Source organism: Pelagibius sp. CAU 1746 (assembly GCF_039839785.1).
In the GTDB taxonomy this organism is placed as follows: domain Bacteria; phylum Pseudomonadota; class Alphaproteobacteria; order Kiloniellales; family Kiloniellaceae; genus Pelagibius.
Genome location: NZ_JBDOQT010000001.1, coordinates 1,036,261 through 1,062,569 on the forward strand (window position 1 = coordinate 1,036,261; position 26,309 = coordinate 1,062,569).

General features: G+C 68.7%; 24 protein-coding genes and 1 tRNA gene. 16 read left to right on the top strand and 9 right to left on the bottom strand.

Features of this window, described 5'->3' with window-relative positions; genetic code table 11:
• Window positions 1-3: 3 nt before the first annotated feature.
• Together rplU and AAFN88_RS04940 are read right to left on the bottom strand one after the other, a co-directional pair.
• Entirely contained in the window at window positions 4-549 is a 546-nt protein-coding gene (gene rplU / locus AAFN88_RS04935; protein WP_347518668.1) for a 50S ribosomal protein L21, read from the bottom strand.
• A 249-nt stretch (window positions 550-798) separates the two neighbouring features.
• Window positions 799-1,857 carry a hypothetical protein gene (locus AAFN88_RS04940; RefSeq protein WP_347518669.1) on the bottom strand — a complete coding sequence of 353 codons (1,059 nt, stop codon included), beginning with the start codon at window positions 1,855-1,857 and terminating at the stop codon, window positions 799-801.
• Between the two features lie 151 nt (window positions 1,858-2,008).
• Here AAFN88_RS04940 and AAFN88_RS04945 point away from each other — a divergent pair.
• The 3 genes from AAFN88_RS04945 (at window position 2,009) to AAFN88_RS04955 (ending at window position 4,850) form a co-directional block, all read left to right on the top strand.
• Window positions 2,009-2,098: transfer RNA gene (locus AAFN88_RS04945), tRNA-Ser, on the top strand.
• A gap of 458 nt (window positions 2,099-2,556) precedes the next feature.
• A complete protein-coding gene (locus tag AAFN88_RS04950; RefSeq protein ID WP_347518671.1) occupies window positions 2,557-3,168 on the top strand; it encodes a GNAT family N-acetyltransferase in 612 nt (203 codons plus the stop codon).
• 167 nt (window positions 3,169-3,335) lie between these two features.
• Window positions 3,336-4,850 (top strand): PAS domain-containing sensor histidine kinase, encoded by a 1,515-nt coding sequence (locus AAFN88_RS04955; protein WP_347518672.1) that lies wholly within the window; start codon window positions 3,336-3,338, stop codon window positions 4,848-4,850.
• A 1-nt stretch (window position 4,851) separates the two neighbouring features.
• Here the strand turns inward: AAFN88_RS04955 and AAFN88_RS04960 are convergent, their stop codons facing one another.
• Window positions 4,852-5,628 carry a YbaY family lipoprotein gene (locus AAFN88_RS04960; RefSeq protein WP_347518673.1) on the bottom strand — a complete coding sequence of 259 codons (777 nt, stop codon included), beginning with the start codon at window positions 5,626-5,628 and terminating at the stop codon, window positions 4,852-4,854.
• 72 nt (window positions 5,629-5,700) lie between these two features.
• A complete protein-coding gene (locus tag AAFN88_RS04965) occupies window positions 5,701-6,006 on the bottom strand; it encodes a zinc ribbon domain-containing protein YjdM (protein ID WP_347518674.1) in 306 nt (101 codons plus the stop codon).
• Between the two features lie 175 nt (window positions 6,007-6,181).
• Between AAFN88_RS04965 and AAFN88_RS04970 the strand changes: the two genes are divergently transcribed.
• Window positions 6,182-6,568: a VOC family protein gene (locus AAFN88_RS04970; RefSeq protein WP_347518676.1), complete on the top strand. Its 387-nt coding sequence runs from the start codon at window positions 6,182-6,184 to the stop codon at window positions 6,566-6,568.
• A gap of 326 nt (window positions 6,569-6,894) precedes the next feature.
• A complete protein-coding gene (locus AAFN88_RS04975) occupies window positions 6,895-7,365 on the top strand; it encodes a YbaK/EbsC family protein (RefSeq protein ID WP_347518678.1) in 471 nt (156 codons plus the stop codon).
• 18 nt (window positions 7,366-7,383) lie between these two features.
• On the opposite strand, the gene AAFN88_RS04980 is transcribed toward AAFN88_RS04975, so the two are convergent.
• Window positions 7,384-8,253 carry a CmcJ/NvfI family oxidoreductase gene (locus tag AAFN88_RS04980; protein WP_347518680.1) on the bottom strand — a complete coding sequence of 290 codons (870 nt, stop codon included), beginning with the start codon at window positions 8,251-8,253 and terminating at the stop codon, window positions 7,384-7,386.
• A gap of 256 nt (window positions 8,254-8,509) precedes the next feature.
• Here AAFN88_RS04980 and AAFN88_RS04985 point away from each other — a divergent pair, with 256 nt between their 5' ends.
• Together AAFN88_RS04985 and AAFN88_RS04990 are read left to right on the top strand one after the other, a co-directional pair.
• Window positions 8,510-9,832 (top strand): S8 family serine peptidase, encoded by a 1,323-nt coding sequence (locus AAFN88_RS04985; RefSeq protein ID WP_347518682.1) that lies wholly within the window; start codon window positions 8,510-8,512, stop codon window positions 9,830-9,832.
• Between the two features lie 194 nt (window positions 9,833-10,026).
• Window positions 10,027-13,260 (top strand): efflux RND transporter permease subunit, encoded by a 3,234-nt coding sequence (locus tag AAFN88_RS04990; protein ID WP_347518683.1) that lies wholly within the window; start codon window positions 10,027-10,029, stop codon window positions 13,258-13,260.
• 95 nt (window positions 13,261-13,355) lie between these two features.
• On the opposite strand, the gene AAFN88_RS04995 is transcribed toward AAFN88_RS04990, so the two are convergent.
• Both AAFN88_RS04995 and AAFN88_RS05000 read right to left on the bottom strand, forming a co-directional pair.
• A complete protein-coding gene (locus AAFN88_RS04995) occupies window positions 13,356-13,892 on the bottom strand; it encodes an N-acetyltransferase (protein ID WP_347518685.1) in 537 nt (178 codons plus the stop codon).
• Window positions 13,892-14,956 (bottom strand): substrate-binding domain-containing protein, encoded by a 1,065-nt coding sequence (locus tag AAFN88_RS05000; protein ID WP_347518687.1) that lies wholly within the window; start codon window positions 14,954-14,956, stop codon window positions 13,892-13,894. The genes AAFN88_RS04995 and AAFN88_RS05000 overlap by 1 nt, the downstream gene beginning before the upstream one ends.
• Window positions 14,957-15,299: 343 nt before the next feature.
• On the opposite strand from AAFN88_RS05000, the gene AAFN88_RS05005 reads away from it, so the two are divergent.
• From AAFN88_RS05005 to AAFN88_RS05040, 8 genes are all read left to right on the top strand, one after another.
• Window positions 15,300-15,539 (top strand): hypothetical protein, encoded by a 240-nt coding sequence (locus tag AAFN88_RS05005; RefSeq protein ID WP_347518688.1) that lies wholly within the window; start codon window positions 15,300-15,302, stop codon window positions 15,537-15,539.
• Window positions 15,540-15,594: 55 nt separating this feature from the next.
• Window positions 15,595-16,749 carry a TRAP transporter substrate-binding protein gene (locus AAFN88_RS05010; RefSeq protein ID WP_347518690.1) on the top strand — a complete coding sequence of 385 codons (1,155 nt, stop codon included), beginning with the start codon at window positions 15,595-15,597 and terminating at the stop codon, window positions 16,747-16,749.
• A 96-nt stretch (window positions 16,750-16,845) separates the two neighbouring features.
• Window positions 16,846-17,361 carry a TRAP transporter small permease gene (locus AAFN88_RS05015; protein WP_347518692.1) on the top strand — a complete coding sequence of 172 codons (516 nt, stop codon included), beginning with the start codon at window positions 16,846-16,848 and terminating at the stop codon, window positions 17,359-17,361.
• Between the two features lie 14 nt (window positions 17,362-17,375).
• Window positions 17,376-18,689, top strand: a complete 1,314-nt coding sequence (locus tag AAFN88_RS05020; RefSeq protein WP_347518694.1) for a TRAP transporter large permease — start codon at window positions 17,376-17,378, stop codon at window positions 18,687-18,689.
• Between the two features lie 138 nt (window positions 18,690-18,827).
• On the top strand, window positions 18,828-20,135 hold the full coding sequence (hisD, locus tag AAFN88_RS05025) for a histidinol dehydrogenase (protein WP_347518695.1): 1,308 nt from the start codon (window positions 18,828-18,830) through the stop codon (window positions 20,133-20,135).
• A gap of 3 nt (window positions 20,136-20,138) precedes the next feature.
• On the top strand, window positions 20,139-20,909 hold the full coding sequence (locus tag AAFN88_RS05030; protein WP_347518697.1) for an SDR family oxidoreductase: 771 nt from the start codon (window positions 20,139-20,141) through the stop codon (window positions 20,907-20,909).
• Window positions 20,910-20,919: 10 nt separating this feature from the next.
• Window positions 20,920-21,924: an alcohol dehydrogenase catalytic domain-containing protein gene (locus AAFN88_RS05035; RefSeq protein ID WP_347518699.1), complete on the top strand. Its 1,005-nt coding sequence runs from the start codon at window positions 20,920-20,922 to the stop codon at window positions 21,922-21,924.
• A 99-nt stretch (window positions 21,925-22,023) separates the two neighbouring features.
• The gene (locus tag AAFN88_RS05040) at window positions 22,024-22,629 is read left to right on the top strand and encodes a glutathione peroxidase (protein ID WP_347518700.1); all 606 of its coding nucleotides are present in this window, start codon (window positions 22,024-22,026) and stop codon (window positions 22,627-22,629) included.
• 21 nt (window positions 22,630-22,650) lie between these two features.
• On the opposite strand, the gene AAFN88_RS05045 is transcribed toward AAFN88_RS05040, so the two are convergent.
• Window positions 22,651-23,217: a TetR family transcriptional regulator gene (locus AAFN88_RS05045; RefSeq protein WP_347518702.1), complete on the bottom strand. Its 567-nt coding sequence runs from the start codon at window positions 23,215-23,217 to the stop codon at window positions 22,651-22,653.
• A 104-nt stretch (window positions 23,218-23,321) separates the two neighbouring features.
• Between AAFN88_RS05045 and AAFN88_RS05050 the strand changes: the two genes are divergently transcribed.
• Window positions 23,322-24,095 carry a HugZ family protein gene (locus AAFN88_RS05050; protein ID WP_347518704.1) on the top strand — a complete coding sequence of 258 codons (774 nt, stop codon included), beginning with the start codon at window positions 23,322-23,324 and terminating at the stop codon, window positions 24,093-24,095.
• Between the two features lie 108 nt (window positions 24,096-24,203).
• Here the strand turns inward: AAFN88_RS05050 and AAFN88_RS05055 are convergent, their stop codons facing one another.
• Window positions 24,204-25,823 (bottom strand): ATP-binding protein, encoded by a 1,620-nt coding sequence (locus AAFN88_RS05055; protein WP_347518706.1) that lies wholly within the window; start codon window positions 25,821-25,823, stop codon window positions 24,204-24,206.
• Window positions 25,824-26,309 lie beyond the last annotated feature (486 nt).

Below are 26,309 nucleotides of genomic sequence, written 5' to 3' on the forward strand. Positions count from 1 at the left end.
GGCTTAGTCGTCCTTCTTCTTGGCCGCGGCCTTCTTGGCGGGAGCCTTCTTGGTCGCGATCTTCTTGGCAGCCGCCTTCTTCGCCCCGGTCTCGGAACCGGCCGCCTTCTTGGTCGCGGTCTTCTTCGCCGCCGGCTTCTTGGCGGCGGCCTTCTTCGGCTCGGACTTGGCTTCGGCCTCGCCCTCTTCCGTCTTCGGGGCGGCAGCCTTCTTCGGCTTGGCGGCGGGCTTCTTGCCGTCGGTCAGGATGTCGGTGATCTTCACCACCGTCAGATCCTGGCGATGGCCCGCGGTGCGGCGGTAGTTGTGGCGCCGCTTCTTCTTGAAGACCAGCACCTTGTCGCCGCGGGTCTGCTCGATGACCTCGCCAGCCACGCAGACGCCCTCGACGAAGGGCGCGCCGGCCTTGGTCTCGGCGCCTTCGCCGACCATCAGCACGGAATCGAAGGCCACGACCTCGCCGGTCTCGCCATTCAGTTTCTCGACGACGATCACGTCGTCCTTAGCGACTTTGTACTGCTTGCCGCCGGTCTTGATCACTGCAAACATTTTCGCGGGCTCGCCTAATTCTCGGCCGAATTTCTAGCCTTTGGAGACCTTCCGGCGCGGATGCCGCCGCCGGGAAGGCCCAAAATGAAGCGCCGCGGCCCAGGGAGCCACGGTCGATGGGCGCGCACTATAGCCCTCACGCCCGCCCTGTCAACGCGATTCTGGCCTTATTTTGCGCCTCTTTCCGGGCCCTTGGCGGCCCGCCTTCCGGGCGTCTTGCACCCGGCGGCGGACGGCATCCGGAAAGGGTTAACAGGCGATCTCGGTGACCGTCGTCGCCGCGACGGCCCGGTCCGGACCGGCGGCCTCGAAACCCCCAGCCTCGAAACACCCAGCCTCGAAGCCCTGGGCAACCAGGCGTCCGCCGGCCGGCTCGGCGTAGAGGGCGAGGCGGGTGGTGGGGTTGAGCACCGGCGGCTGCAGCCAGGCCAGGTCGGGGCCCGCCGCCGCGGCCTGGTCGCGCATCACCGCGGCGCGGCGGTCGGAGACGGTGCCGCGGGCGCGCGCCCGGGGCATTTCGGCGGCGTTCCAGTGGTTGGCCGCCACCTGCGGGCCTTGGTGCACGACCGCATGGTCTTCCAGGCGCTCGATCACCGCCTGCTCGTCAGGGCCGCAGCCCGCGAGGGAGAAGATCGCCGGCAGGGCCAGCGGCGTCTCCGCCAGCATGGCCTTCGCGGCGGCGAAGTCGCGGGCCTCGTCGAAGACCCGGCGCAGCAGATGCGCCGGGGGCAGGGCGCGGGACCGCCACAGGCCGTAGCGGTCGCAGGCCCAGTCGACGGCCTTGCTGGGGCTGCGCCGGCGCAGGGGGGCCTGGTTGAAGGCGGCGGCGAAGCGGCCGGGCGCCAGGCCCTGGATGCTGCCGGAAAAGCCCGGCCAGGTGATGTTGATCCACTCCCCCGCGGGACCGCGCTGGCGGGCCGCCACCAGCTCGGCGCCCAGGCCCTCGAAGGGCCAGTCCAGCACCCGGGTCAGGCGGCTGGCGCGGCCGTCGGCGGTGGGGCCGACGCTGCAGGTGCAGGCCCATTCGTAGCTCATGTTGAGGAAGTGGGCGCCGGGCCGGCCCAGCGCGGCGGCCACCTGTCCGATCTCCGCCAGATAGGGATTGGCGCTGCGCTCCAGCCAGCGCCGGGACAGGTGGTCGGCCAGCGCGATTCCGGCCCGGGGGTAGCGCCGCTCGGCGGCGGCGAGCAGCGCGGCCAGGCGGGCCGGCTCCAGGCGCAGCAGGTCGCCCGGCCCGTCCACCGCATGAAGCGGAATCTCCCGCAGGTCCTTTCGTCCGGCGGCGGTGTCTGGGGTACGGTGCGGCATGGGACCCATTATACGAGGTCCCAGCGCCCTGCGCATTATCGCCGAGGCGCGGGGCGTCAGGCGGCCCTTGCCAGGGCGGCGGCGCTTCGCTAGTAAGGGCGCGCCGTTCGCGGCGGGACCGGCTCAGGCCCCCGCCGCGCCTCGATGTTGCGGAGAGGTGCCGGAGTGGTTGAACGGGGCGGTCTCGAAAACCGTTGTGCGCGCGAGCGTACCGAGGGTTCGAATCCCTCCCTCTCCGCCATTTCCAAGAAGAGTCCCGCGAGATTGCCGGGAGGGTTCGATCCCTCGGCCTTCCAAGCGGCGTGCGGGCTGCGACCCATCTACAAATCTTCTCGATTGAGCCGGGGACGAAGGCGTCGCGGCCGACGATCAAGAACCCCGGCGTGCCGTGCCAAGGTCACCCGTGCCAAGGCCACCCGTGCCAAGGCAACTGGCCGATCGATGGCGTCTTGTAGGGGCCGGCTTTCGGCAGGCCGTGCGCCGCAGCGGGTAGGATCATGACACGACTGGGGGATCGTTCACCGCGAATGCGATGGACTCTTACGACTATCGGCTGAGGCCGCGATCTTACAATGGCAGGAAAACGGCGGCGGCGGCCAACGCGGCAATGCCGGTTCCGAAGGCCTGCCGGATTCGCCGCCGCTTCAATTGCACGCCCTCCCCTTCGTACCCATATTGCTGGATAGACAGACAAGGCCAATGGGGCGGGCAGAGGTGGAAAGATCCAGGTTCCGGATAGAAGCGGGGCTCCGCCCCGAACACCGGGAGCAAGCCGTCGCCGGCTACTGGGAGGCCTTCTCGCGCAAGCTGCGCTATCCGCTCGGGCCTCGAGACAAGGCGACGGCCTTCATCCGGCAGGTGATGGACCCCGATTACGCCGTCAGCGCGGTTTCCAGCGACAATCGCTTCCTCGGCGCCGCGGGCTTCAAGACGCCCAGCGGCGCCTTCGTGGGCGGCTCCTTCGCGAGCATGGTCAAGGCGTACGGAATTTTGGGGGGCCTTGTCCGGGCGGCGCTTGCCGGCGCGCTGGAGCGGTCATGTGACGAGAATACGCTGCTCATGGACGGGATCTTCGTGGAGGCGCGGGCCCGAGGTCTCGGCATCGGCACGGCGCTGCTGGCGGCCATAGAGCGGCATGCGGCGGCGTCCGGTCTGAGCCGGGTCCGCCTCGATGTGATCGACGGCAATCCCCGCGCCCGGGCGCTCTACGAGCGGCAAGGTTTCAAGGCGCAATCGACCTCCTCGGCCGGCATATTGCGGCCTGTCTTCGGGTTCGGCCACGCCACGACAATGTTGAAGGAGCTGGGTTGAAGGAGCTGGCGTTGAAGGCGCTTCCCCTTGCCGGGAAGCTCTAACGTGATGCGCACATGTCTTTCGACCGCTTCGCTATCTCTCCGTTAACGGTTTTGTGTGAATGCTTGCTTCGAATATCCCTGAACTCAAGAGAGTGAAGCGTCATTGGGCGCCGGTGCTTTGCCATGACCGACAGTAACCACGCTACGGTTTCCGAAATTTTCCAGCACATGGCCGAAGCGGTGATCACCATCGACGACGGCGGCCGCATCGTGCTGGTCAACGCCGCGGCAGTGATGGCTTTCGGCTATCCCGAGGACGACATCGTCGGCCAGCCGCTGGATATTCTGATCCCGGCGCGCTTTCGCGACAGTCATCACCGCCATCTCGACCGTTTCCTCGGCGAGAACGTCGCCAGCCGCTTCATGGGAGAGCGTGGCGAGATCATCGGCAGGCGCCGCGACGGCAGCGAATTTCATGCCGAGGCGACGATCCTGAAGCACGGTGATGCCCGCCGCGGCGCGCCGGCGGTGACGGCGATCCTGCGCGACGTGTCCGAGCGCCGTCGGTGGCAGCGCCAACTCGCGACGTCGGAGGAGAAGCACCGCGCCATCCTGGATGCCTGCAGCGACGCCATCCTGCTGGCCGACGCGGAAAGCGGGCGGATTACCGATGTCAACGCGCGCGCGGCCGAACTGTTCAACTGCCCCACGGAAGATCTGCTGGGTTTGCACCAGACCGAGCTGCACCCCAGCGGCACCAGCGAGACCTATAGCCGGCTGTTCCGCGAGCACATCGAGAAGGGCCGGGTCTTGGTGCCCGAGGCCGAAATCCAGACAGCCTGCGGACTCGTCGTCCCGGTGGAGATCGTCGCCCGCCCGACGGTGATCGGCGGCACGCCGATGCTGGTGGGATTTTTCCGCGACATTTCCCGGCGAATCCAGCGTGAGAAGGATCTGCGCGAGGCCCGCATCCAGGCCGATGCGGCGAACCGCAGCAAGTCCCAGTTCCTGGCCAACGTCAGCCACGAGCTGCGCACGCCCCTGAATGCCATCATCGGCTTCTCTGAAGTCTTCCGCGATGAGCTTCTGGGCCCGCTGGGCCACGAGAAGTATGTCGAATACGCGGGCGACCTGAACAGCGCCGGCCGGCAGTTGCTGGAGATCATCAACGACATCCTGGACATGACTTCATTGGATGTCGGCCGTTTGAAAATCGACGACGAACTGGTCGATGTTGCGGAGATGGCGGAGGCCTGCCTGCGGCTGGTGCGCCCGGCGGCGGTCGAAAAGAGCATCGAGTTGGCGCAGGAGGCCGGGCCGCTGCCGGCGCTGCTGGCCGATGCCCGCGTGCTGCGCCAGATGTTGCTGAACCTGCTCTCCAATGCGGTGAAATACACGCCCGCCGGCGGCCGTGTGACGCTGCGTGCCGAAGTCGGGCCCGGCGGCGGTGTTGAACTGGAAGTGGCGGACAATGGGATCGGCATGGCGGTGGATCAGGTGCCGCATCTGCTGGAGCCCTTCACCCGCGCCGACGATTCCTATACCCAGGCCCAGCAGGGCACGGGCCTGGGCCTGACGTTGACCAAGCGCATGATCGAGGCGCACGGCGGCAGGCTGAGCATCGTCAGCACGCCCGGCGAAGGCAGCCGGATTTCCCTGATCTTCCCTCCCGAGCGGACCAAGCCGCGCGGCGGCTGATCTAGCGACGGGCCGTCAGGGCCTCGCCCTCCGGCGTCGAGAGAATCAGCGCGCCGTCCTCGGTGAACTCGAAACGGGAAACCTGGGAGAGTATCCGCAGGAATCTCCGCTGCTGATCGTCCAGGGCCGGCAGGCAGGCGCGCAGCGTGTTGGCCCCCTGTCCGATGGACAGCCTGCCGCCGGATATCCTGTAAGTGAGCGAATAGCTGTTGCAGCCGGTCAGGCCGGTGATGCGCCCGTCGCCACCGAAAGTCATCGAGACGCGGGAGAAATCGACGATGCCGCGCCGGCCGATGTCTTCCACCCGCCATTCGGCGCCGCGCAGGCGATCCGCCGCCGCAGCGTCTTCGGCCGCTGCGGTGGGCACCAGCATCAGCGGGCCGAGGTGGTTGGCGCTCTGCGCGGGATCGATGAGGTGCGTCGTGTCGGTGGTCCACAGCAGCCGCCCCCGGGCATCGAGGACGCTGCCGCGCACCGCGTAGCGGCCGCGTGGATCGAGATCGCTGCGCGACAGGTCCAGGGTGAAGTCGATGGGCACCTGCTGTCCGGAGAGGTCGATCGACTGCTCGGCCAAGAGCGGCGCGGCGCGGTCGGCGATGGAGACGTCGCTCAAGGTGATCCGCGCGGTAGCGCCCGGCGGCAGGGCGATACGCTCCCGGTAGGTGAGGGCGCCGGTGACCGTCGTCTGCGCCTTGGCGGTCGGCTGCCCGGGATCGGCGGCGCAGGCGCCCAGCAGAAGACAGATCAGCGCAAGGACGCCGGGATCCCGGGGAGTCATCCTTCCACCCTCCATGGTTGGCATGCCAAGGCCTTGATCCTCGCTGCCTTGGCGCGGAAAGGCGGCGGCCTTTTAGCGCTTTCGGACAAACTCCGTGCGCAGGACAAGGCCCTTTATCCCTTCGTAGCGGCAGTCGATCTCCTGATCGTTGTCCGTGAGGCGGATCGACTTGATCACTGTGCCCTGCTTCAGGGTCTGATTGGCGCCCTTCACCTTCAGGTCCTTGATAAGGGTCACCGAGTCGCCGTCGGCGAGAATATTTCCGGAGGCATCGCGGACCGCGGCCTCATCGGCCTCGGCGGCGGCGGCCATCTCCGCGGCCGGACGCCATTCGCCCGTCGCTTCGTCGTAAACGTATTCGTCGTTGTCGTTGGCCATGTTCCACCTTCTGTCGCAAAGAATACCGCACCTGCGTCGTGCCGGAACGGGCGTCGAGGTCCGTCCGGTATCGATCATCCGGAGGGGCTCGATTATATTACTTGTCCAAGCTGTGCAATATTCATGGCGAAGAACGGCTCGCGGCCGCGCGGCGCTCTTCCCAAGCGAGGTCTCCATGACCATCGAACTCAATCACACCATCGTCTGGTGCAACGACAAGCGGAAGTCGGCCGCCTTCCTGGCCGAGATACTGGGGCGGCCGGCGCCCGCGTCCTTCTCTCACTTCCTGGTGGTGGAACTGGACAACGGCGTGTCACTCGATTTCCTGGAGAAGGAGGGCGAGGTCGCGCCGCAGCACTACGCATTCCTGATCGGCGAGGACGACTTCGACGCCGTCTTCGTGCGCATCGCCGAACGGGGACTGGTGTACTGGGCCGACCCGGGCAGGCAGCGCCCCGGTGAAATCAACCACAACGACGGCGGCCGCGGCGTCTACTTCAACGACCCCGACGGTCATCTCCTGGAGGTGCTGACCCGCCCCTACGGCAGCGGCGGCAATTGATTCGCGTCTGCGGCGGTTCCAGAGCCTTTTACGGTCAAATTGAATCAATTCTGTTTGCGAGCGGTGCGGCGATCCGTCAGGAGACAGGCGCAGCGCGATACGGCGCATCGGGCCAGCCTGCCGCCGCAGCGGGCGCCTGCCGCTCGCAAACCCGAAGGGCCGGGCGGTTTTGCACCAATGTCGGCGGCCTTCGCCTTGGCCATAGCGCCGCTATGGCCGGCGCCAAACCCCTAGACCTTGCCGCAAACCCACTCCGGCAGAATGGTTCAATTTGGCCGTAAAAGGCTCTAAACTTTTCAGGTCGCAATGGATCGGAGGGTAAGACCATGACGATCACGTCGACACTGCAAAGCTATCTCCGGGAAAACGGGGTCGAGCCCCAGACCGTGACGCACGAGAAAACGCTCTCGGCGTCGCGCACTGCGCAGGCGAGCCACGTTCCGGGAGATTGCGTGGCCAAGGGTGTTCTGGTGAAGGATGCCGAAGGCTATTTGCTTGCCGTGATCCCCGCTTCGCATCACCTGGAGATGGACCGGCTGTCGCGCCTGACCGGCCGCAAGCTGCGGCTGGCCGACGAGGATGAAGTCGCCGATGCCTTTCCCGACTGCGCGCTGGGCGCGGTGCCGCCGATGGGGACGCCTTACGGGCTTGAAACCGTGGTCGACGACAGTCTCGCCGGCCAGCCCGAGGCCTACCTCGAAGGCGGCGACCACGCCACCTTGCTGCAGGTGACGGCGGAGGACTTCGCCAAGCTGACGCGCGGCGCCCGGCACGGCGCCTTCAGCCGTCACGACTGAAGGCGCGGGGCCGCGGCTCTATTCGATGACCGCGAAGGTTCTGATCTCGATGCTTTCGCGGGGCGGGGCGTCGCTGCGCTGCCGCGGCGGCGTGAAGGCGCTGTGCGGCGTGAAGCGGGCCCGCCCGTCGTCCAGGCTGTCCCAACCCTTGATCAGCAGCACCTCCTCGCGCGTCATCTCCGGCGCGTAGAACCAGCGCTGCCCTTCCTCGTAGGCCAGGTGATAGATCTCGCCGACGCGGTCGGGGAAGATCTGGTCGGTGGCGACCAGCGCCCTGGGCCGCACGCTGGCGGCGTCGGCCAGGGCCAGGGGCGCGCGCTGCACCGGGCCGCGGATCGGCCGCCAGGCGTTGACCTGCACAATGCGCGCGCCCTGGGCGCTGAGGCGCGCCATCTCGCTCTTGCCCAGCACGTCCGCCGCGCGGCGCGGGCCGCTGGTTGCCGTGTAGTCGACATGCACCCGCCCGGCCGGGCCGCGCGCGCCGTCGCGGTTGGCCGCGCCGGCCGCCGCGTCGGAGCGCCGGGTGGCGTCGAAGACAGCGACGCGGCTGGCGCCCAGTTCGCGCTTCAGCAGGGCCTCGATCTCGGAATAGTAGATCGCCTCGACGGCCCGGTCGTCGTAGGGGTCGTCGACGGCGGTCGGTGCCTGGCGCAGGACAAAACCCTCGCGATCCAGCGAGAAGGACTCGGCCAAGGGACGCAGGTCCAGGATGTCGACCTCGCGCGCCGTGGTGGCGAAAAGCTCGCGCGGCGCGCCGCCGGTCAGCGCGGAACTTTCCAGCACCGGCTTCTCCGCCTGGGGAACGATGAAATTCAGCGGCGCCGTCACTGCCGCTATGGATGGCGCTTGGGGCTCGCGGGGCAAAACGGCTGCGGCACTTCCGGTCATGGCTGTCTCCTCGTCTCGGCGGCGGCGCCCGGGCCGGCTGTTTCAGGGCCCGGAAGAAGGGCGGTCTTAGAGGTGAGCCTTGGGCGGAGAAAGAAAATGCGGCCTTCGGGAAAGGGATCATTGCCTGCCGGGCACAAATAGAACCTCCTTGTGCCGCCGCGCCGCCTGTGGCGAAGTCGGGTCTCTTTCATGCACGGAGAGCGCGATGCGCGGCCGCACCAGGCCGGGATACCTGCGGGATGGAGGTGGCGGCCGCTTGTTCCTGGCGGCTGCCTTGCTGACGGTCTTGGCCGGACCATCCGCCGCGGCGCCGCCCCGCGAGGCCGCGCAGGCGGTGCGCGCCGCCGCCGGCGCGCTCTGCCCCGACGGCGCCGAGGCGCCGGAGCTGCTGGAAACGCGCCTGCCCGGCTATCTGCTGAGCGAGGTCGAGGAGACGGGGCCGCCGGAGGCCTGGCTGCGGCGCGAGATCCGCCTGGTCAACGGCGCGGCGGACCTGGCGCTGCAGGTGACGGCGCTCAGGCCCGGCGGCGTCCTGCGCCGCCTGGCCATCGAGGCGCGGGTGCTTTCCAGCGACCGCCCGCTGCTGTTGGCCTTGACCGGCGGCGACTGCGTCCTGCAACTGGCGCGCGCGCTCAGCTATCGCGGCGGCACCGCCTCCGAACTGCTGCTGCTGGCGCCCGACCTGACGACCGTCGCCGGGCGCGAACCGCTGGATCCCCCAGTTCCCGAGGCAGTCCCGGAGCCGGTTCCCGCGGCGCCGCCGGGCGCGGGCGCCGGCGGCGGCGTGACCGTCGCCCATGTCGACAGCGGCGTGAACTACCTGCTGCCGCAGATCGCATCGCGCCTGGCCCGCGACGCGGCGGGGCGCAGCCTGGGCTACGACTTCTGGGACCTGGACCCGCGGCCCTTCGACGGCGATACCAGCCGTTCGCCCTTCTTCCCGATCCGCCACGGTACCGAGGTGGCGAGTCAGTTGCTGGCCGAGGCGCCCGCGGCGCGGCTGGCGCCCTTCCGCTATCCGCGTCCGGACATGTCCCGCATGAGCGACGTGGTGGCCGCCGCCGCCGAGGCCGGGGCCGCGGTGGTGATGCTGCCGCTCGGCAGCACCAAGCAGGCCGACTGGCTGGCCTTCGAGGCGGCGGCCCGGGCTCATCCGCGGCTGCTTTTCGTCGCCTCCGCCGGCAATGACGGCCGCGACATCGATGCCCGTGACGCCAGAGGGGGCGGGGCGGGCGGGCGCCCGCTTTATCCGGCCAGCCTGTCCCTGGACAACATGATCGTGGTGACCTCCTCGGATGCCACGGGCCTCCCGGCGCCCGGCTCCAACTGGGGCGCGGTCAGCGTCGACCTGCTGGTGCCGGCGGAACACCGCCGCGTCACCGGGTTCGACGGCCAGCCGGCGGAGGGCTCCGGCTCCAGCTTCGCGGTGCCGCGCGTCGCCGCCCTGGCCGCGCGCCTCAAGGCGGCCCATCCCGACTGGCAGGCCGCGGAGCTGAAGCGCGCGATCTTCGCGCGCGCCGTCGCGCCGCCGGTCGAGGGCGCCGTCGCCGTCGGCTGGATCCCGGACCCGGCGGACTAGGTCCCCGGTGCCGCAGGCTGCGCCGGTGGGGATGGCCGCTGCCCCGCCTTCGTACAAACCTGCAAGGAAACCGGCGGATTTCCGCGATTCCGGCGCTGCCGCTTGCCGCAGCTAGCCGTTGCGCTAGATCGAAAAGCAACCGCATAATCTTTGGCGCTGGCTTCGGGTGGCCGGCTTTGGCGGGTAGCAACTGAATGGATATCATCGGTTTCGCGATCAGGCGGCCGACGGCGGTGGCCGCTGGGGTGCTCATCGTCCTGGCGCTCGGCCTCGTCGCCCTGCAGACCATTCCCATTCAGCTCACCCCGGACGTGCGCCGTCCGGTGCTGCAGGTCACCACCTCCTGGTCCGGGGCTTCGCCCCTGGAGGTCGAGCGCGAGATCACCAACCGCCTGGAAGAGGAACTCGCCGGGGTCGAGGGCGTGGCCGAGATGTCGAGCGATTCCGACCTCGGGCGCAGCCGCATCACCCTGGAGTTCAACATCGGCCAGAACATGGACCGCGCCTTCATGCTGGTGTCCAACCGGCTGGGCAACGTCTCGGACCTGCCGGCCGAAGCCGGCGAGCCTTCGATCCGCACTTCCGGCTCGGAGGACGTGCCCATCGCCCGCCTGGCGATGACGCGGTTGGACGGCAATAGCCGCGACATCGACACCTACGGCGACCTGGTCGAGGACGTGGTCGCCGACCGCCTGCAGCGCGTGCCCGGCGTCTCTCAGGTCGACTACGCCGGCGGCAGCGCGCGCGAGTTGCAGGTCATCGTCGAACCTGCGGTTCTGGCGGGCTACGGGCTGACCGTGCCGCGGGTGCTGCAGGCCCTGCGCGACGCCAACGTCACGCTGACCGCCGGCGCGGTGGAGGAGGGCAAGCGCCGCTACATCGTGCGCACCGATTCCGAAACCGCGACGGTGGAGAAGGTGCGCAGCGTGGTGCTGCAGACCACCTACGACCCGGGCAGCGGGCCCTCCGGCGGCGGACGCTTGGCCGACGTCACCGTAGGCGACATCGCCCAGGTGCGCCTGGACTACGAAGACCCGACCAGCAACCGGCGCTTCAACGGCCAGCCGATGATCCGCCTCAACGTGGTGCGCGAGGGCGGCGCCAACGTCATCGAGACCATGGAGGGGCTGCGCCGGGCGGTGCGCGAGCTGAACGAAGGGCCGCTGCGCTTCGAAGGGGTCGAACTGGTCGTATTCTATGACGAGACCATCTACATCAAATCCGCCATCGAACTGGTGGAGCAGAACATCTTCGTCGGCGGTGCGCTGGCCGCGCTGATCCTCATGCTCTTCCTGCGCTCCTGGCGCGCCACGGCGGTGGTGGTGGTCTCGATCCCCATCTCGGTCATCGCCACCTTCGTGGCCATGGCCCTGGTCGGGCGCTCGCTGAACGTCATCTCCCTGGCCGGCATCGCCTTCGCCGTGGGCATGGTGGTCGATGCCGCCATCGTGGTGCTGGAGAACATCTTCCGCCTGCGCCAGGGCGGCGCGCATTCGGCCGCGGCGGCGCGCGAAGGCGCGCGCCAGGTCTGGGGTGCGATTCTGGCCTCGGCGCTGACCACCGTCGTGGTCTTCATCCCCATACTGTTGCTCGACCTGCCGGCGGGCCAGCTGTTCCGCGACATCGCCGTGGCCATTTCGGTCTCGGTGTTGCTGTCGCTGCTGGTCGCCATCACGGTGATCCCCACGCTCTCGAACAAGATGCTGGCCAACAAGAAGGGGGGTGCCAGGAAGACGAAGGGCGCGGCGCAGAACGACTTCGCCAAGCGTTTCCGCCTGCCGGTCATCGACCCCTTGGCGGGGCTCTTCGTGCGTGGCGTGCTGGCGGTCGTCCGGCGGGTCATCGCCAGCCGCATGGCGGCCCTGGGGGTGGTGGCGGTGATCTGCGGCGGGGCGGCGCTGGCCACCTATCTCTTCATGCCGCGCCTCGACTACCTGCCGGACGGCAACCGCAATTTCGTCTTCTCCCGCGTCCAGCCCCCGCCCGGCTACAACCTCGCCACCACCTTCGAGCTGGCCGAGCGCATCGAAGCCGCGACCAGGCCCTACTGGCTCAGCGAGGCACAGGGAGCGGCCAAGGAAGGCGACCCGCCGCACATCGAGAACTTCTTCTTCGTCGCCCTGCGCAACATCATGTTCGTCGGCGCCAGCGCCACCGAGATCGACCGCGCCGGCGAACTGGTGCCGATCCTCAAGAAGGCGGTCTCGGCGGACCCGGGCACCCGGGGCTTCGTCTCCCAGTCCTCGATCTTCGGGCGCTCCATCGGCGGCTCGCGCACCATCTACCTGAACGTGACCGGTCCGGCGATCGAGGACATCATCGCCGTGGCCGGGCAGGCCGACGAGCTGGTCGAGAAGGCCTTCGCCGGCACCCGCGGGCTGCAGGTGCGCGTCGATCCGGGCCTGGAGCTGGGCGCGCCCGAGATCCGCGTGACGCCGGACCTGCGCCGGCTGGCCAAGGCCAAGCTGACGGCCCGCGATCTGGCGATCTCCATCGACACCATGAACGACGGCACCCGCGTCGCGGAGGTCAACCTGGGCAGCCGGCGCATCGATGTGACGCTCATGGGGCCGGAGGGGCTGGTCACGAATACGCAAGGCATCAACGCCCTGCCCATCGTCACCGGCACCGGGCTGGTGCTGCCCGCCGATTCCCTGGCCGACATCGAGCTGACCAGCGGGCCCACCGAGATCCTGCACGTCGACCGCGAACGCGCCATCACCGTGATCATCACGCCGCCCAAGTCGATGCCCCTGCAGGACGCAATCGAGGTGGTGCGCGAGCAGGTGGTGGCCCCGCTGGAGGCCGGGGCCCTCGGCGCCGGCATGAAGCTCAGCCTCAGTGGCGCCGCCGACGATCTCTCGGAAACCTGGGGCGCCTTGCAGCTCAACCTGGTGGTGGCGCTGATCATCGTCTATCTGGTGATTTCGGTCCTCTACGAGAGTCTGGTCTATCCCTTGATCATCATGCTCTCGGTGCCGCTGGCCACCGCCGGCGGTCTGCTGGGCCTCGCCGCGCTCAACACCTACGTCGCCCAGCCGCTCGACATGCTGACCATGCTGGGCTTCGTCATCCTCATCGGCATCGTGGTGAACAACGCCATCCTGCTGGTCGATCAGGCGCTGCAGAACAGCCGTGGCGGCATGGACTCCTCGGAGGCGATCCTGCAGGCCACGCGCAACCGCATCCGGCCGATCTTCATGTCGACCCTGACCTCGACTTTCGGCCTGCTGCCGCTGGCGGTCTTTCCCGGCGCGGGCTCGGAGCTCTACCGCGGCCTCGGCTCGGTGGTGATCGGCGGCCTCAGCCTCTCGGCGCTGCTGACCCTGGCGATCATTCCGCCGCTGCTGTCCCTGCTGCTGCCCGAGGACGGCGCCAAGGGCGCCGCCGGAAAATCCGAGCAGCCCTTCCAACTGGCCGCGCAGTAGCCCGCAACGCACTAGAGCAGATCAGGGCCGGCTGGAATCGCCGAGGGCGATCCACCGGCCCTGTGAGTCTGCTCAAACCTTTTGAGATCTAGCGGTTATTCCCGCCACAGCTCCGGCCGCATCAGCGCGTCGCAGCAGATGACGCTGCCTCGCGCCTCACCTAGGGCGCCGTCGCGCAAGGCCCGCACCATCCAGGCCTCGGCGTAGGCCTTGGGAAGGCTATAGGGCGCCGTGAGCCCCTGCGGTGTCGCGGGCGCGAAGCCGAAGCGGTTGTAGTAGGCGGGGTCGCCGAGCACGAAGACCAGGGTAACGCCGGCCTCGCGCAGGCGCTCCAGTCCGCTCCGGACCAGCGCGCCGCCGGTCCCCTTGCCCTGTGCGCCGGGCGCGACCGCCAAGGGCGCCAGGATGGCGGCCCGGCGGCCGCTCTGCGGATCGCTGAGGCGAGCCCCGGAAAACAGCACATGGCCCAGGACTTCGCCGTCTTCTTCCGCGAGCAGCGAGAGCACCGGCTCGGCCGTGGGGTCGGCCAGGATGGCGCCGGTCAGTGCGGCTTCCTCCTCCTGGCCGAAGGCTTGTCGGTGGACCTGCTGGATGGCGGGAAGGTCGGCCTCGGTGGTCTCGCGCAGCCGCATCACCGCCGCCCGCCGGGCCGCGCCGTCGACTGGCGCACCACGAGGCGCGCTTCCAGGGCCAGGTGGTCGCGCGCCGGGCGCCCTTCGACGCGGGCGACCAGGAAGTCGCCGGCCAGGGTGCAGATGTCCTCCACCGGCACATGGACGGTGGTCAGCGCCGGGGCGATGTTGGCCGCCAGCTCGATGTCGTCGAAGCCGGCCACCGAGAGGTCGCCCGGCACCGTCAGGCCGGACTGCTGGGCCTCCAGGATGACGCCGATGGCCAGCAGGTCGTTGCCGCCGATGACCGCGGTGGGACGCGGGGCCGTGCCCGGCGCCGCCAGGATTTCGCGCAGTCCGTCGCGGCCGTCGCTGATGGTATAGGGGCGCTCCACCAGGCGCTCGGGGCGAAGGTCCAGGCCGCGTGCCTGCAAGGCCGTGCGCACGCCCTTGATGCGGCCGCGCGCCCGGTCGTTGCCGGTGGTGATGCCGCCGACCATGGCGATCTCCCGATGGCCGAGATCCAGCAGGTATTCGGCGATGCTGCGTCCTGCGGTCTCGTTGTTGAAACCGCAGCAGGGATGCGGCGCCGCGGCGTCGTAGACCCAGGTGTTGATATAGGGGATGCCCTTGCGCTGAAGCAGCAGGTAGACCTCCGGCAGGTGGTTGTCGCCCTGCAGCATGATGGCGTCGATGCCGCGCTCCACCATGGTCCGTACCTGTTTGAGTTCGCGCTGCGGCTCGTAGTTGGAAGACGCCACCAGCAGGCCGTAGCCGGACTGCTCCAGCCGGTGCTCCAGGGCCTGGATGCCTTTGGCGAAGATCGGGTTGTCGAGGGCGGCGGTCACGGCGCCGATGGTGCGCGAGCGGCGCGAGGCCAGGGCGCGCGCGGCGGCGTGCGGCACATAGCCGAGGGCGGCCACGGCGGCCGTCACCTTGGCCTCGGTCTCGCGGTTGACCCTGCCCTGGGCGTTGAGGACGCGGCTGACGGTGGCCGTGGAAACCCCGGCCCGGACCGCCACATCCTTCAAGGTGGCCGGCGGCTGCTCGTTGCGTTTGCTGCGTTTCTGTAAGCGCTTGCTCAAGCCCCTTCCCCCAGGCGGGGACAGTGGCCCCAGGATTGTAGCGGGTTGCATTCTTGCTCGCGGCCATCTTTTCCCAAGGAAAGGGCCGGGTCAACCAGACAAAAAAAGACCGCGGAGGTGCCTCTCGTCGAGATTCCCGGTTGACAGGACCGGGCTGCATTTCGCTAAACTGGGCTCAATAATGTAAACGCTTACTTCGCGCCGGGGCGGTGCGGGGACGGGTGGACACCCGGGCGAATAACAAGGCAAGGCCCTGGGCGGCGGCGCAAAGCGGCCGGCGGGGTGCTTTGCCCAGGGATGGGACATGCCGGCGAACTCCGAAAGTCCGTCAGGACGCAGGCCAGTGGTCGACCAGACCAGCGCCCGGCGTGCGCGCTGGCTGATAAGGGTTTGCGCGCTGCTTTTCTTACTGTTCTGCCTCAACGTGCTGCTTGGCAAGGCGCAGATCCTCTTTGCGGTGGAACTGCCCTTCCTGCTGCCCGACGTGCCGGAATTCCTGCTGCTGCTGTTCTCGGCGCTGTGCTTCACTTTGGCGGCCCTGGCGCGTGAAAAGGCGGTGGGCTCGCGCGACGGCGACGGCTAGGCCCCAAACGACTTCAACGGCAACGAACGACCACCAAGAAACGGGAGGAGATGACATGGAGAAGAAGAGCCAACTGCCGGCCCTGGGCATGCCGGAACGCCGCGAGTTCTTTCGCACGGCAAAGCGCTACGGTGCCACCACGGCGCTGGTCGCCCTCGGCGCCAACACGCTGATGAGCGAATCGGCCCTGGCCCAGACGGCGGCCGAGGAGAAGGAGCGGCAGGCGGCGGCGAAGGAAACCATGACCATCGCCACGGCCTACCGGATCGGCACGACGCGCTCCTATCCGATCATGCAGCTGAACTTCAAAGAGAACATCCAGAACCTGACCAACGGCCACGTCTACGTGAAGCTGGCCCCCGGCGGGCAGCTCGGCGTCGGCACCAAGCTGGTGGAGAAGGTGCAGGCCGGCACCATCCAGGCGGCGCAGCATTCGCTTTCCAACTTCGCGCCCTTCGCCCCGGCGGTCGACCTGATCAACATCCCCTACTGGGTCGGCCCCAACCAGAAGTTCATCAACCTGGTAACCTCCGATGCCTGGAACAAGGAGGTGAACAGCCGCGTCGAGGCCAAGGGCTTCAAGCCGCTGTTCTACTTCTGCATCGATCCGCGCACCACGGCCCTGCGCCGCGGCGTCGACGGCCCGATCAAGACGCCGGAGGATCTGCAGGGCATCAAGTTCCGCGTGCCGGGCTCCAAGATCCTGCAGCAGTACTACCGCCTGATCGGCGCCAATCCGACGCCGGTGGCCTGGGGCGAGACGCCGGCGGCGATCAAGCAGGGCGTGGCCGACGCGCTCGACCCGGCGGTCGAGGCGCTTTACGCCTTCGGCTTCAAGGACATTCTCTCCTGGGTCACCTTCAACGCGCCGGTGCCCGACAGCCAGGTCTACTCCTGCAATCTGGAATGGCTTAAGAGCCTGCCCAGCGCGGTGCGCGAAGGCATCGAGTTCGCCAGCGAAGTCACGCTCCAGCAGAATCTGGCGCAGGTGCCGGCCTCGCGCGCCTTCGCCATGGCGGAGATGGCCAAGGCCGGGGTGCAGTACTACGTGCCCAGCGCCGACGAGATCGCTGCCTGGGCCGAGGCCGGCGGCCACCAGCGCGCCGAGTGGGACGATTGGAAGAAGGAACTCGGCGGCTCGATCGAGACCTTCAACAAGCTGCTGGATGCGGCCAACACCGATGGTATGTACCGCGTCCATGACGTCTGAGCGCCGCCACGCTCCGGATGTCTGGACCCGGCGAGGGGGCGGCGCAAGCCGCCCCCTTCCAATCCGGCTTGAGCGCCAGAGGACGAGAGGGGGATCATGCGTGAGGCCATGAAGTGGCTGGACGAGAACGCCGAGCGCTGGCTGCTCCTCTTTCTCTACAGCTTCATCGTCCTGGTCATCGCCCTCGAGGTGGTGCGCCGCTTCGCGCTGCTTTATTCCTCGGTCTGGGGAGAGGAGACCGCGCGCTATGCCTTCATCTATCTCGTGTGGATCGGCGCCGCCGTGGCGGTGCGCGACCGTGCCCACATCCGTATCGACGTCATCACCCATCTGCTGCCGCCGCGCGGCGCGGCGCTGGTCTATCTCTTCGCCGACTTGCTGACGGTGGCGCTGGCCTGCTTCGCCATCTACTGGTCGCTCGATCCGGTGCTGGTGTCGTGGAAGTTCGGCAACGTCACCGACGGCCTGCGCATCGTGCGCGTGTGGTTTCTCATCGCCGTACCCTTCGGCTTCACCGTCATGCTGATCCGGCTCGGCCAGTCGATCTGGCGCGACATCGGCGACCTGCGGGAAGGCCGGCCGCATTTCACCGGCCGCAAGCTGTTCGACTAGGGGCGCGCAGAAAGATGTACCAACTCTACGGCATTCCCGAGGCTTCGACCGAACTGGGCTGGGAGGTCGGCCTGCCGCTCCTGGCCATCGTCGTGCTGCTCTGCCTCGCCGTGCCGGTCTGGGTGGCGCTGGGTTTCGGCGCCATCGGCCTCTTGGTCATGACCGACGTGCTGCCGCTGACCCTCTTCGGGGAAGCGCTGTTCTCCGGCATCGACACCTTCGCCCTCATCGCCATTCCGCTGTTCATCCTCACCGGCGACGTGCTGGTGCGCTCGGGCCTCTCCGGCAAGCTGCTCGACGTGGCCGAGGCGACCATGGGCAGCCTCAAGACGGGCTTCGGCACGTCGACCATTCTGGGCTGCGGTTTCTTCGCCTGCATCTCCGGCTCGGACGCGGCGGGGGCGGCGGCGGTGGGCCGCATCACCTATGCGCGCCTGGTGGAGGCCGGTTATCCCCGGCCCTATGCCTGCGCCCTGGTCGCTTCCGGGGCCTGCACGGGCATCCTCATCCCGCCGTCGATCGCCTACATCATCATCGGCCTCATCCTCGGCATCTCCGCCTCGACCCTGTTCCTGGCGGCGGCCGTGCCCGGCGTGATGATCATGGTCTCCATCATGCTGACCAACGTCGTCATCAACCGGCGGCGCGGCTACGAAGCCTCCGATATCGCCTTCTCCTTCCAGCGCTGGCTGCGCGCGGTCTGGGCCGGCAAGTACGCGCTGATGATCCCCTTCATCATCCTGGGCGGCATCTACTCCGGCGTCTTCACCCCGACCGAGGCGGCCGCCGTCGCCGTGGTCACCACCCTCGTCATCGGCCTGCTGCAGGGCACGCTGACCCTGGACGACTTCCCCAAGATGCTCTTGAGTTCGGCCAAGGTGAACGGCGTCATCGTGCCGATCATCGCCTTTGCCCTGCCGCTGGCGCAGGCGCTGGCCGCGCTGGAGGTGCCGCAGACCTTCGTGCAGTCGATCACCGCCGTGACCGAGGACCCGACGATGATCGTCCTGCTGATGCTGGGCATCTTCATCCTGGCCGGCTGCGTCATGGAGACCACGCCCAACATCGTCATCCTGGCGCCGATCATGCTGCCGCTGGCCGAGAGCATCGGCATGAACGAGATCCACTTCTGCATTTTCATGGTGACCTCGCTCGGCGTCGGTTTCGTGACGCCGCCGCTGGGGCTCAACCTCTTCGTCCTGGCGGGGCTGACCGGGGAGCCGGTCATGGGCATTGCGCGGCGCGCCATCCCCTACGTGTTGTCCATGCTGGCGGTGGTGCTGCTGCTCGCCTTCGTGCCGGCGCTCTCGCTTTGGGCCATCTACTGAGAATCCCCGGTCCGGCCGGTCTCTGAGTCGGGTTTTCACGGCGGAAAGCCACGGAAACCCTTGTCTCTAGGGGCTGTCCGGCACATATTATGTAAACGCTTACATGCACCTTTCGAAGAACCTTGTGGGGCGGCCGCTATGGCGATCGAGTACCTGAAAAAAGCCGAGAAACAACCGAGCAGCGGCGAGGCGGATACCCGCCGTATCGTCGCCGAGATGCTGGAGGAGGTCCGTGGCGGCGGCGAGGCGCGGGTGCGCCGCTACGCCGCCGAGCTGGACAGGTGGGAAGGCGACATCCTGGTCGGCCGCGAGGCCATCGAGAAGGCCGCCGCCAAGGTGCCGGCGCAGCTGAAGGCCGATATCGACTTCGCCTACCGGCGGGTGCGCGACTTCGCCCAGCGCCAGCGCGATTCGGTGCAGGACTTCGAGACCGAGCTGTCACCGGGGCTCTTCGCCGGCCAGCGCCTGATCCCGGTGAAGACCGCCGGCTGCTACGTGCCCGGCGGCCGCTATGCCCACGTGGCCTCGGCCATCATGTCGATCGCCACCGCAAAGGTCGCGGGCGTGGAGAATATCGTCGCCTGCTCGGTCCCCACGGCAGAACACGGCGGCATCCATCCGGGCATCCTCTACACCATGGACCTCTGCGGCGCCGACCACATCCTGAATCTGGGCGGCGTGCAGGGGATCGCCGCCATGGCCTACGGTCTCTTCACCGGCCATCCCGCCGACATCCTGGTGGGACCGGGCAACCGCTTCGTCGCCGAGGCCAAGCGCATGCTCTTCGGCCAGGTCGGCATCGACCTCTTCGCCGGGCCGACCGAGATCCTGGTGATCGCGGACGCCACCGCCGATCCGCGCATCGTCGCCTCCGACCTGGTGGGCCAGGCCGAGCACGGCCCCGACTCGCCGGCTTGGCTGGTCACGCTCGACCGCAAGCTGGCCGAGGACGTCATGGCCCTGATGCCGGAACTCATCGCCAAGCTGCCGGAGACCCAGCGCAAGGCCGCAGAGGCCGCGTGGCGCGACTACGGCGAGGTGGTGCTCTGCGGCAGCCGCGAGGAGGCCTGCGCCGCCTCCGACCGCTATGCGCCCGAGCACCTGGAGGTGCAGGCCGAAGACCTGGACTGGTGGTTGCAGCACCTGGCCAACTACGGCTCGCTGTTCCTGGGCGAGGAAACCACCGTGGCCTTCGGCGACAAGTGCTCCGGCACCAACCACATCCTGCCGACCAAGGGCGCAGGGCGCTACACCGGCGGGCTCTCGGTGCACAAGTTCATCAAGACCGTCACCTACCAGCGCATGACCCGCGAGGCCAACCGCGAGGTGGCGGCGGTGACGGCGCGCATCTCCCGCCTGGAAGGCATGGAGGCGCACGCGCGCACCGGCGACGACCGCCTGGAGAAGTACTTCCCCGAGGAAAAGTTCGACACGGCGGCGGCCTAGGGCATGGCGGGCGGTCCGGGCCTCTTCGACCTCTCCGGCCGCGTGGCGCTGGTCACCGGCGGTTCCAGCGGCATCGGCCGGCGCCTGGGCGAGGCGCTGGCGGGCGCCGGGGCCTCGGTGGTGCTGGTCGCCCGCCGTGCGCCGCAGTTGAGCGAGGCGGTGGCTTCCATCAAGGCGGCCGGCGGCAGGGCGGCGGGCCTGGCCCGCGATCTCGCCGACCCGGCGGAGATGGAGGAGGTGGCGCGGCTGGCCGCCGGCGACTTCGGGCCGCCCGACATCCTGGTCAATGCCGCCGGCATCAACCTGCGCGAGGCGCCGGAGGCGATCACGCCGGAGAGCTGGGAGCGCACGATCACCCTCAACCTAACCATCCCCTTCTTCCTGGCGCGGGCCTGCGTGGCGGGCATGAAGGACAAGAGCGACGGGCGCATCATCAACATCGCCTCGCTGCAGTCGGAGCGCGCCATGCCGAACGGCATGGCCTATGGCGCCTCCAAGGGCGGGGTGGCACAGCTCACCCGCGCCATGGCCGAGGCCTGGTCCGGTGCGGGCGTCACCGCCAACGCCATCGCGCCGGGCTTTTTTCCGACCGCGCTGACCGGGGCGGTTTTCGAGGACGAGGAACGGGTCGCCGCCCTGGCGGCGCAGACCGCCATCGGGCGCAACGGGCGCCTGGAGGACCTGGACGGCATCGCCATCTTCCTGGCTTCCGCCGCCTCTGCCTACATCACCGGCCAGGTCATCTACGTCGACGGAGGCTTTACCGCGAAATGAGAGAGGAGAGATGAAGGCGCTCGTCTATACCGGTGCCGGCGCGCTGGATTACCGCGAGGTCGAGGACCCGCGGCCCGGCGCCGGCGAGTCCCTGCTGAGGGTCGAGGCCTGCTGCATCTGCGGCTCGGACATGCATGCCTTTCACGGCAAGGACGAGCGCCGCAAGCCGCCGCTGATCCTGGGGCACGAGGCTGTCGGTAGCGTCGTCGAGGGCACGGGCGCCGGGCGGCGCGTGGTGATCAACCCCCTGGTCTCCTGCGGGCGCTGCGCCTATTGCCTGGAAGGCCGCGGCAACCTCTGCCCGTCGCGCCAGATGATGTCGATGAACCGCCCCGGCGGCTTCGCCGAGTTGGTGACGGCGCCAGAGCGCAACCTGCTGGCGGTGCCCGATGACCTTTCCTCCGTGCAGGCGGCCCTGACCGAGCCGGCGGCGACGGCCTGGCACGGCGTCGTCACCGCGGCCCGCGCCCTGCACCGTCCGCTCGCGGAGACGAGGGCGCTGGTCATCGGCGGCGGCGCCATCGGCCTGCTCTCGGCGCTTTCGCTGCGCGCCTTCGGCTGCCCCCGGGTGACGGTGGCGGAGACCAACGCCCTGCGCCGCGAGACCGTCGCCGCCGAAGGTTTCGAGGTCTTCGATCCCCAGGCAGCGGACCCCGGCGAGGACCCGGGAGAATCGGGCGCCGACCTGGTGATGGACGCGGTCGGCTACGCGGCGACGCGCGAGGCCGCCTCGCGCTGGGTGCGGCCCGGCGGCGTCATCCTGCACATCGGCCTGGGCGACGGCGCGGGCGGGCTCGACCTGCGCAAGATGACGCTGCAGGAAGTGACCTTCATCGGCACCTACACCTACACCATGACCGACTTCGCCCAGGCGCTTGCGGCCCTGGCTGCCGGGCGCCTCGGTGCGCTGGGCTGGGTCGAGCGGCGGCCGCTGGCCGGCGGCCTGGAGGCCTTCCGGGCGCTGGACCAGGGTCAAGTCGCCGCCGCCAAGATCGCTCTGGAGCCGGCCGGCTGAGCCGCAAGCCCGCGCGGCCTGCGGGGCGCGGCGATTTGATCCCGCCGCCCTCCGCCCTATCTGATGGGGTGTCCCAGGCGCAACCGGCGGAGCCCCCGCATGTTCTTCTCCCCGTTCAAGATCTCCCCGCCCAGATTGCTGTTGTTCGCCTTGCTGGCCCTGGCCGCCGGACCTCTCGGCGGCCCGGCGGCCGCTGCGGAGCCGGCGGCGTCGGCCCATGATTTCGCCTTCACCTCCATCGAGGGCCAGCCGCTGCCGCTGTCGCAGTTCAAGGGCAAGGTGGTGCTGCTGGTGAACACCGCCTCGCGCTGCGGCTTCACTCCGCAGTACGAAGGTCTTCAGGCGGTCTGGGAGCGTTATCGCGACCGCGGACTGGTGGTGCTCGGCGTGCCCTCCAACGACTTCGGCGGCCAGGAGCCGGGCAGCGAGGCGGAGATCAAGCAGTTCTGCGAGGTGAACTTCAGCGTCGACTTCCCGCTGACCAGCAAGGAGCAGGTGGTCGGCGAAGCGGCCCATCCCTTCTACCGCTGGGCGGCCGCGCAGCTCGGCTTCGCCGCCAAGCCGCGCTGGAATTTCCACAAGTACCTCATCGGCCCGGACGGCGCGCTGGTCGATTGGTTCGCCACCACCACCAAGCCCACCGCCGCCAAGGTGACCAAGGCCATCGAGGCCCAGCTCTCCAGGGTGGCGCAGCCGGAAAGCTGATCCGCCGCTGCTTGACCGGACCTAGTGGGCCAGGGCGTTGTCCAGCAGGGTCATGGCCGCGTCCTTGGCCTGGGCGGCGGCGGCGCGGCAGCCCTCAACCTGGGCGGCGACGATGGCGCCTTCCTTCAGCACCAGGAGCTGGCGGGCCAGCCGGGCCGGATCGCCGGCGCCGCCCTGCACCGCCAGGCCGTGCAGGTGGCGGTAGATCAGCGCCTTGTGGGTCGCCGCCAAGGCATGGATGGGGTGCTCCGGGTCCTGGTACTCGGAGGCCGCCTTGACGAAAAGGCAGCCGCGGAAACCCGGTTCCTCGAACCACTCCTCCAAAGCGTCGAACATGGCCAGCATCTGCCCGCGCGGAGTCTTGCCCAGCCTGCTCATGCGCCGGAACAGCCAGTCGCGGAACTCCGTGTCGCGGCGCTGCAACACCGCGAGGATCAAGGCTTCCTTGCTCTGGAAGTATTTGTACATGGAGGTCTTGGAAATGCCGGTCTCCTCCACCAGGCGGTCCATCCCGGTGGCGTGGAAGCCGTTGGCGTAGAACGTCTTCAGCGCCTTGTCGATCAGCTCGTCGCGCTTCGTCGGACGCATGCACTGCCTCGCTTGTCTTCTGTCCCGGCCAGTATAGCCCAATCCGCCGGTGGATGCGCGGAACGGGATTTTCCTGCGCCCGGGCCCGGTTCTATAGTGGCGGCATGGCCCGGCCCGCGAAAAAGAAAGATCCCCTGCTGCCGGTCGACGCCGAGGCGCGGCGGCTGGCGAAGGACCTGCTGCGCCGCGCCCGCCACGGCGCCTTGGCGACCCTGGATCCGGAGACCGGCGGCCCCCTGGCGACGCGCACGGCGCTGGCGACCGACCTGGACGGTGCGCCGGTCATCCTCACCTCGACCCTCTCGGCCCATACCCAGGCGTTGCTGAAGGATCCGCGCTGCTCGATCCTGCTCGGCGAACCGGGCAAGGGCGATCCGCTCGCCCATCCGCGCCTCACCCTCATCGGCAGGGCCGGGCGGATCGGGCCGGCGGGGCCGCGCGAACGCCTGAAGCGGCGCTACCTGGCCCGCCACCCCAAGGCCGGGCTCTACGTCGACTTCCCCGATTTCAGTTTCTGGCGCCTGGAGGTCGCGCGCGCCAGTCTCAACGGCGGTTTCGGGCGGGCCTACGCGATGACGCCGGCGGACCTCCTGATCGACATGACCGGCCTGGAAGAGCTGGCGGACTTCGAAGCCGGCGCGGTCGACCACATGAACGCGGATCATGCCGAGGCCGTGGCGCTCTACGCCCGGGCCTTCTGCCGGGCGCCGGCCGGCGATTGGCTGCTGACCGGCCTCGATCCCGAAGGCCTCGACCTCGCCCTGGGGGACCGCGTCGAGCGCCTCTGGTTCGAAACGCCGCCGGGCGCCCCCGAGCAACTGCGGCCGCTGCTGGTGCGCCTCGCCAAGGAAGCGCGGGAAAGGCTCGCCGCCACCTAGACCGGATTCACAGGGCCGGTGGATCGCCTTCGGCGATTCCGGCCGACCCTGATCTACTCTAGTCCGGCGAATCCTCCCGCGGCCCCCGGCTGGGCCGGGCGCGGGGCGTCAGTGCTCCGCCGCCATCCGCCCGGCGCCGGCCAGGGGGGCGCTGCGCGTCAGCACCCGCGCCGCCGGCAGGCGCAGCACCGCCGTGGTGCCTTCGCCGAGCTTGCTTTCCAGGTGCAGCGAGCCGCCGTGCAGCTCGACGAAGGAGCGGGCGATGGGCAGGCCCAGGCCGGTGTTCTTCACGCCGCCGGCGAAGCTGGCGTTGTGCTCGTAGGGGCGGAACACCAGGTCCAGCTTGCCGGCGTCGATGCCGATGCCGTTGTCGGTGAAGCGCACCTCCAGGCCGCCGTTCTCCCCGCCGCTCTCCGTGGCCCCGCCCGGGCGCACCGCAACCGTGATGGACCCCTGTTCCGGCGTGAACTTGGCCGCATTCGACAGCAGGTTCAGCGCCACCTGCTTTATCAGGCGCGCATCGGCCAGCAGCGGCACCTCGGGCAGCGGGCATTCCAGCCTCAGCTCCTTGCCATTGCCTTGGTTGGTGGCGGCGATCATTTGCAGCGTCTCATTCAAGAGGGCGCGCAGGTCGAGCTCCGATTCCTGCAGCATCATCTTGCCCGCCTCGATCTTGGCCAGGTCGAGCAGGCCGTCGATCAGGCCCAGCAGATGCAGGGCGGAGGCGTTGATGTCGGTGACGTACTCCAGGTAGCGCTCGTTGATCGGGCCGAAGACGCCGAGGCGGATGATGTCCGAGAAGCCGAGAATGGCGTTCAAGGGCGTGCGCAGCTCGTGGCTCATGTTGGCCAGGAACTTGGACTTGATGCGGTTGGCGCGCTCGGCCTCGTAGCGGGCTTCGATGGCTTCCTCGTTGCTGCGCTCCAGGGCGGCGGTGCGTTGGCGCACGCGCTTTTCCAGCTCCGAATTGAGGCTGGCGAGGCGGGCCTCCGCCTGCACGCGCCCGGTGATGTCGGTCTCCGTCACGACGATGACGCCTTCGCCGGTGCGCGGGTCGCGGCCGCGCTGTGCCTGTACCTGATGCCAGCGCGGCCCCTGGGCGGTGCGCACCTTGAGGTCGCGCGCGAAGGGATGCCCGCCGGACACGCTCTGGCGCAGTGCTTCGGCGACCTGCGGATCGCCGAGTTGCCGGTCGAGGTCGTTGTCCGCCGCGTCCTTCTTCTCGTTGCTCTTGCCGAAGGTGTCGATGGCGGCCGGGTTGCGTGACAGCAGGCGGCCTTCCAGCGAGAAAGTGCTGACCATCAGCGAGGTGTAGCGGGTGGCCTCCAGCAGGCGCAGGGCTTCCTCGTTGCTGTGCAGATCCAGCGGCGCCGAGCTTTCGATCAGCATCGCGTCGCGGCCGTCCTCGACGGTCACCGGCGTCATCGCCAGCAGGACCGTCACCGGCGTGTCGTTCGGATAAAGCGTCCAGGTGTCGCTCGCCACCTCGCCCGGCGGAGTCTTGGCGATCACCTGGGCGAGGCGCTGGCGCACCGCTGGGCTGTCGCTGGCGAAGTCGCGCGCCAGAAGTTCGTCCAGGCTTTGCGCGCGCCAGAATTGCAGGGCGCGGCGGTTGGCCCACCAGACGGCATGGCGCTCGACGTCGAAGATCCAGATCGGCGTGTTCAACAGGTCGAAGCACCGGAGCTGCTCGCGCTCCGAGAAATGTTGTTTCGCAGTAGAAGCCATGAAGGCTCAACCCCCTGGAGCGGTCGGCGGCGAACTTGGCCGATAACCCTGTCGGGCGCCCTGGCGACGGAGGTTTCCTTCGCTTTTGCGAAGGCCGGGCGTCCTGACCGATAGCTAAAATTTGTCGGTTTTTTAATACGTTGCCGCCGCCGGTGAACAGGGAGCCATTTGCCGCCCGAGGCCTCGAGGAGTCAAGCGCGCAAAGGCCGCAGGTCCGCGGCCGGCTTGCCACGCCCCCGATTCCATCCAGGAATTCCGGCGACTTCCCGGTTCATGCGACCGTCGTTTTTTTCGTCATGCTCCGGAGTGTCCGGCAGGGTCGAGAAACCCGATTCACGGTGCCGCCGTAACGGTCGGGCGATTCCCGGGTCCCGGGTCGGCGGTCGCTCCGTGCGGCGTTCGGGATCGCGCGCCCACGGCAGCCGGAAAGCTCTCCGGCGTTGAAGAGAGAGAAGGAGTTCTTACGCCACAGCCGCAGCGCCTCCT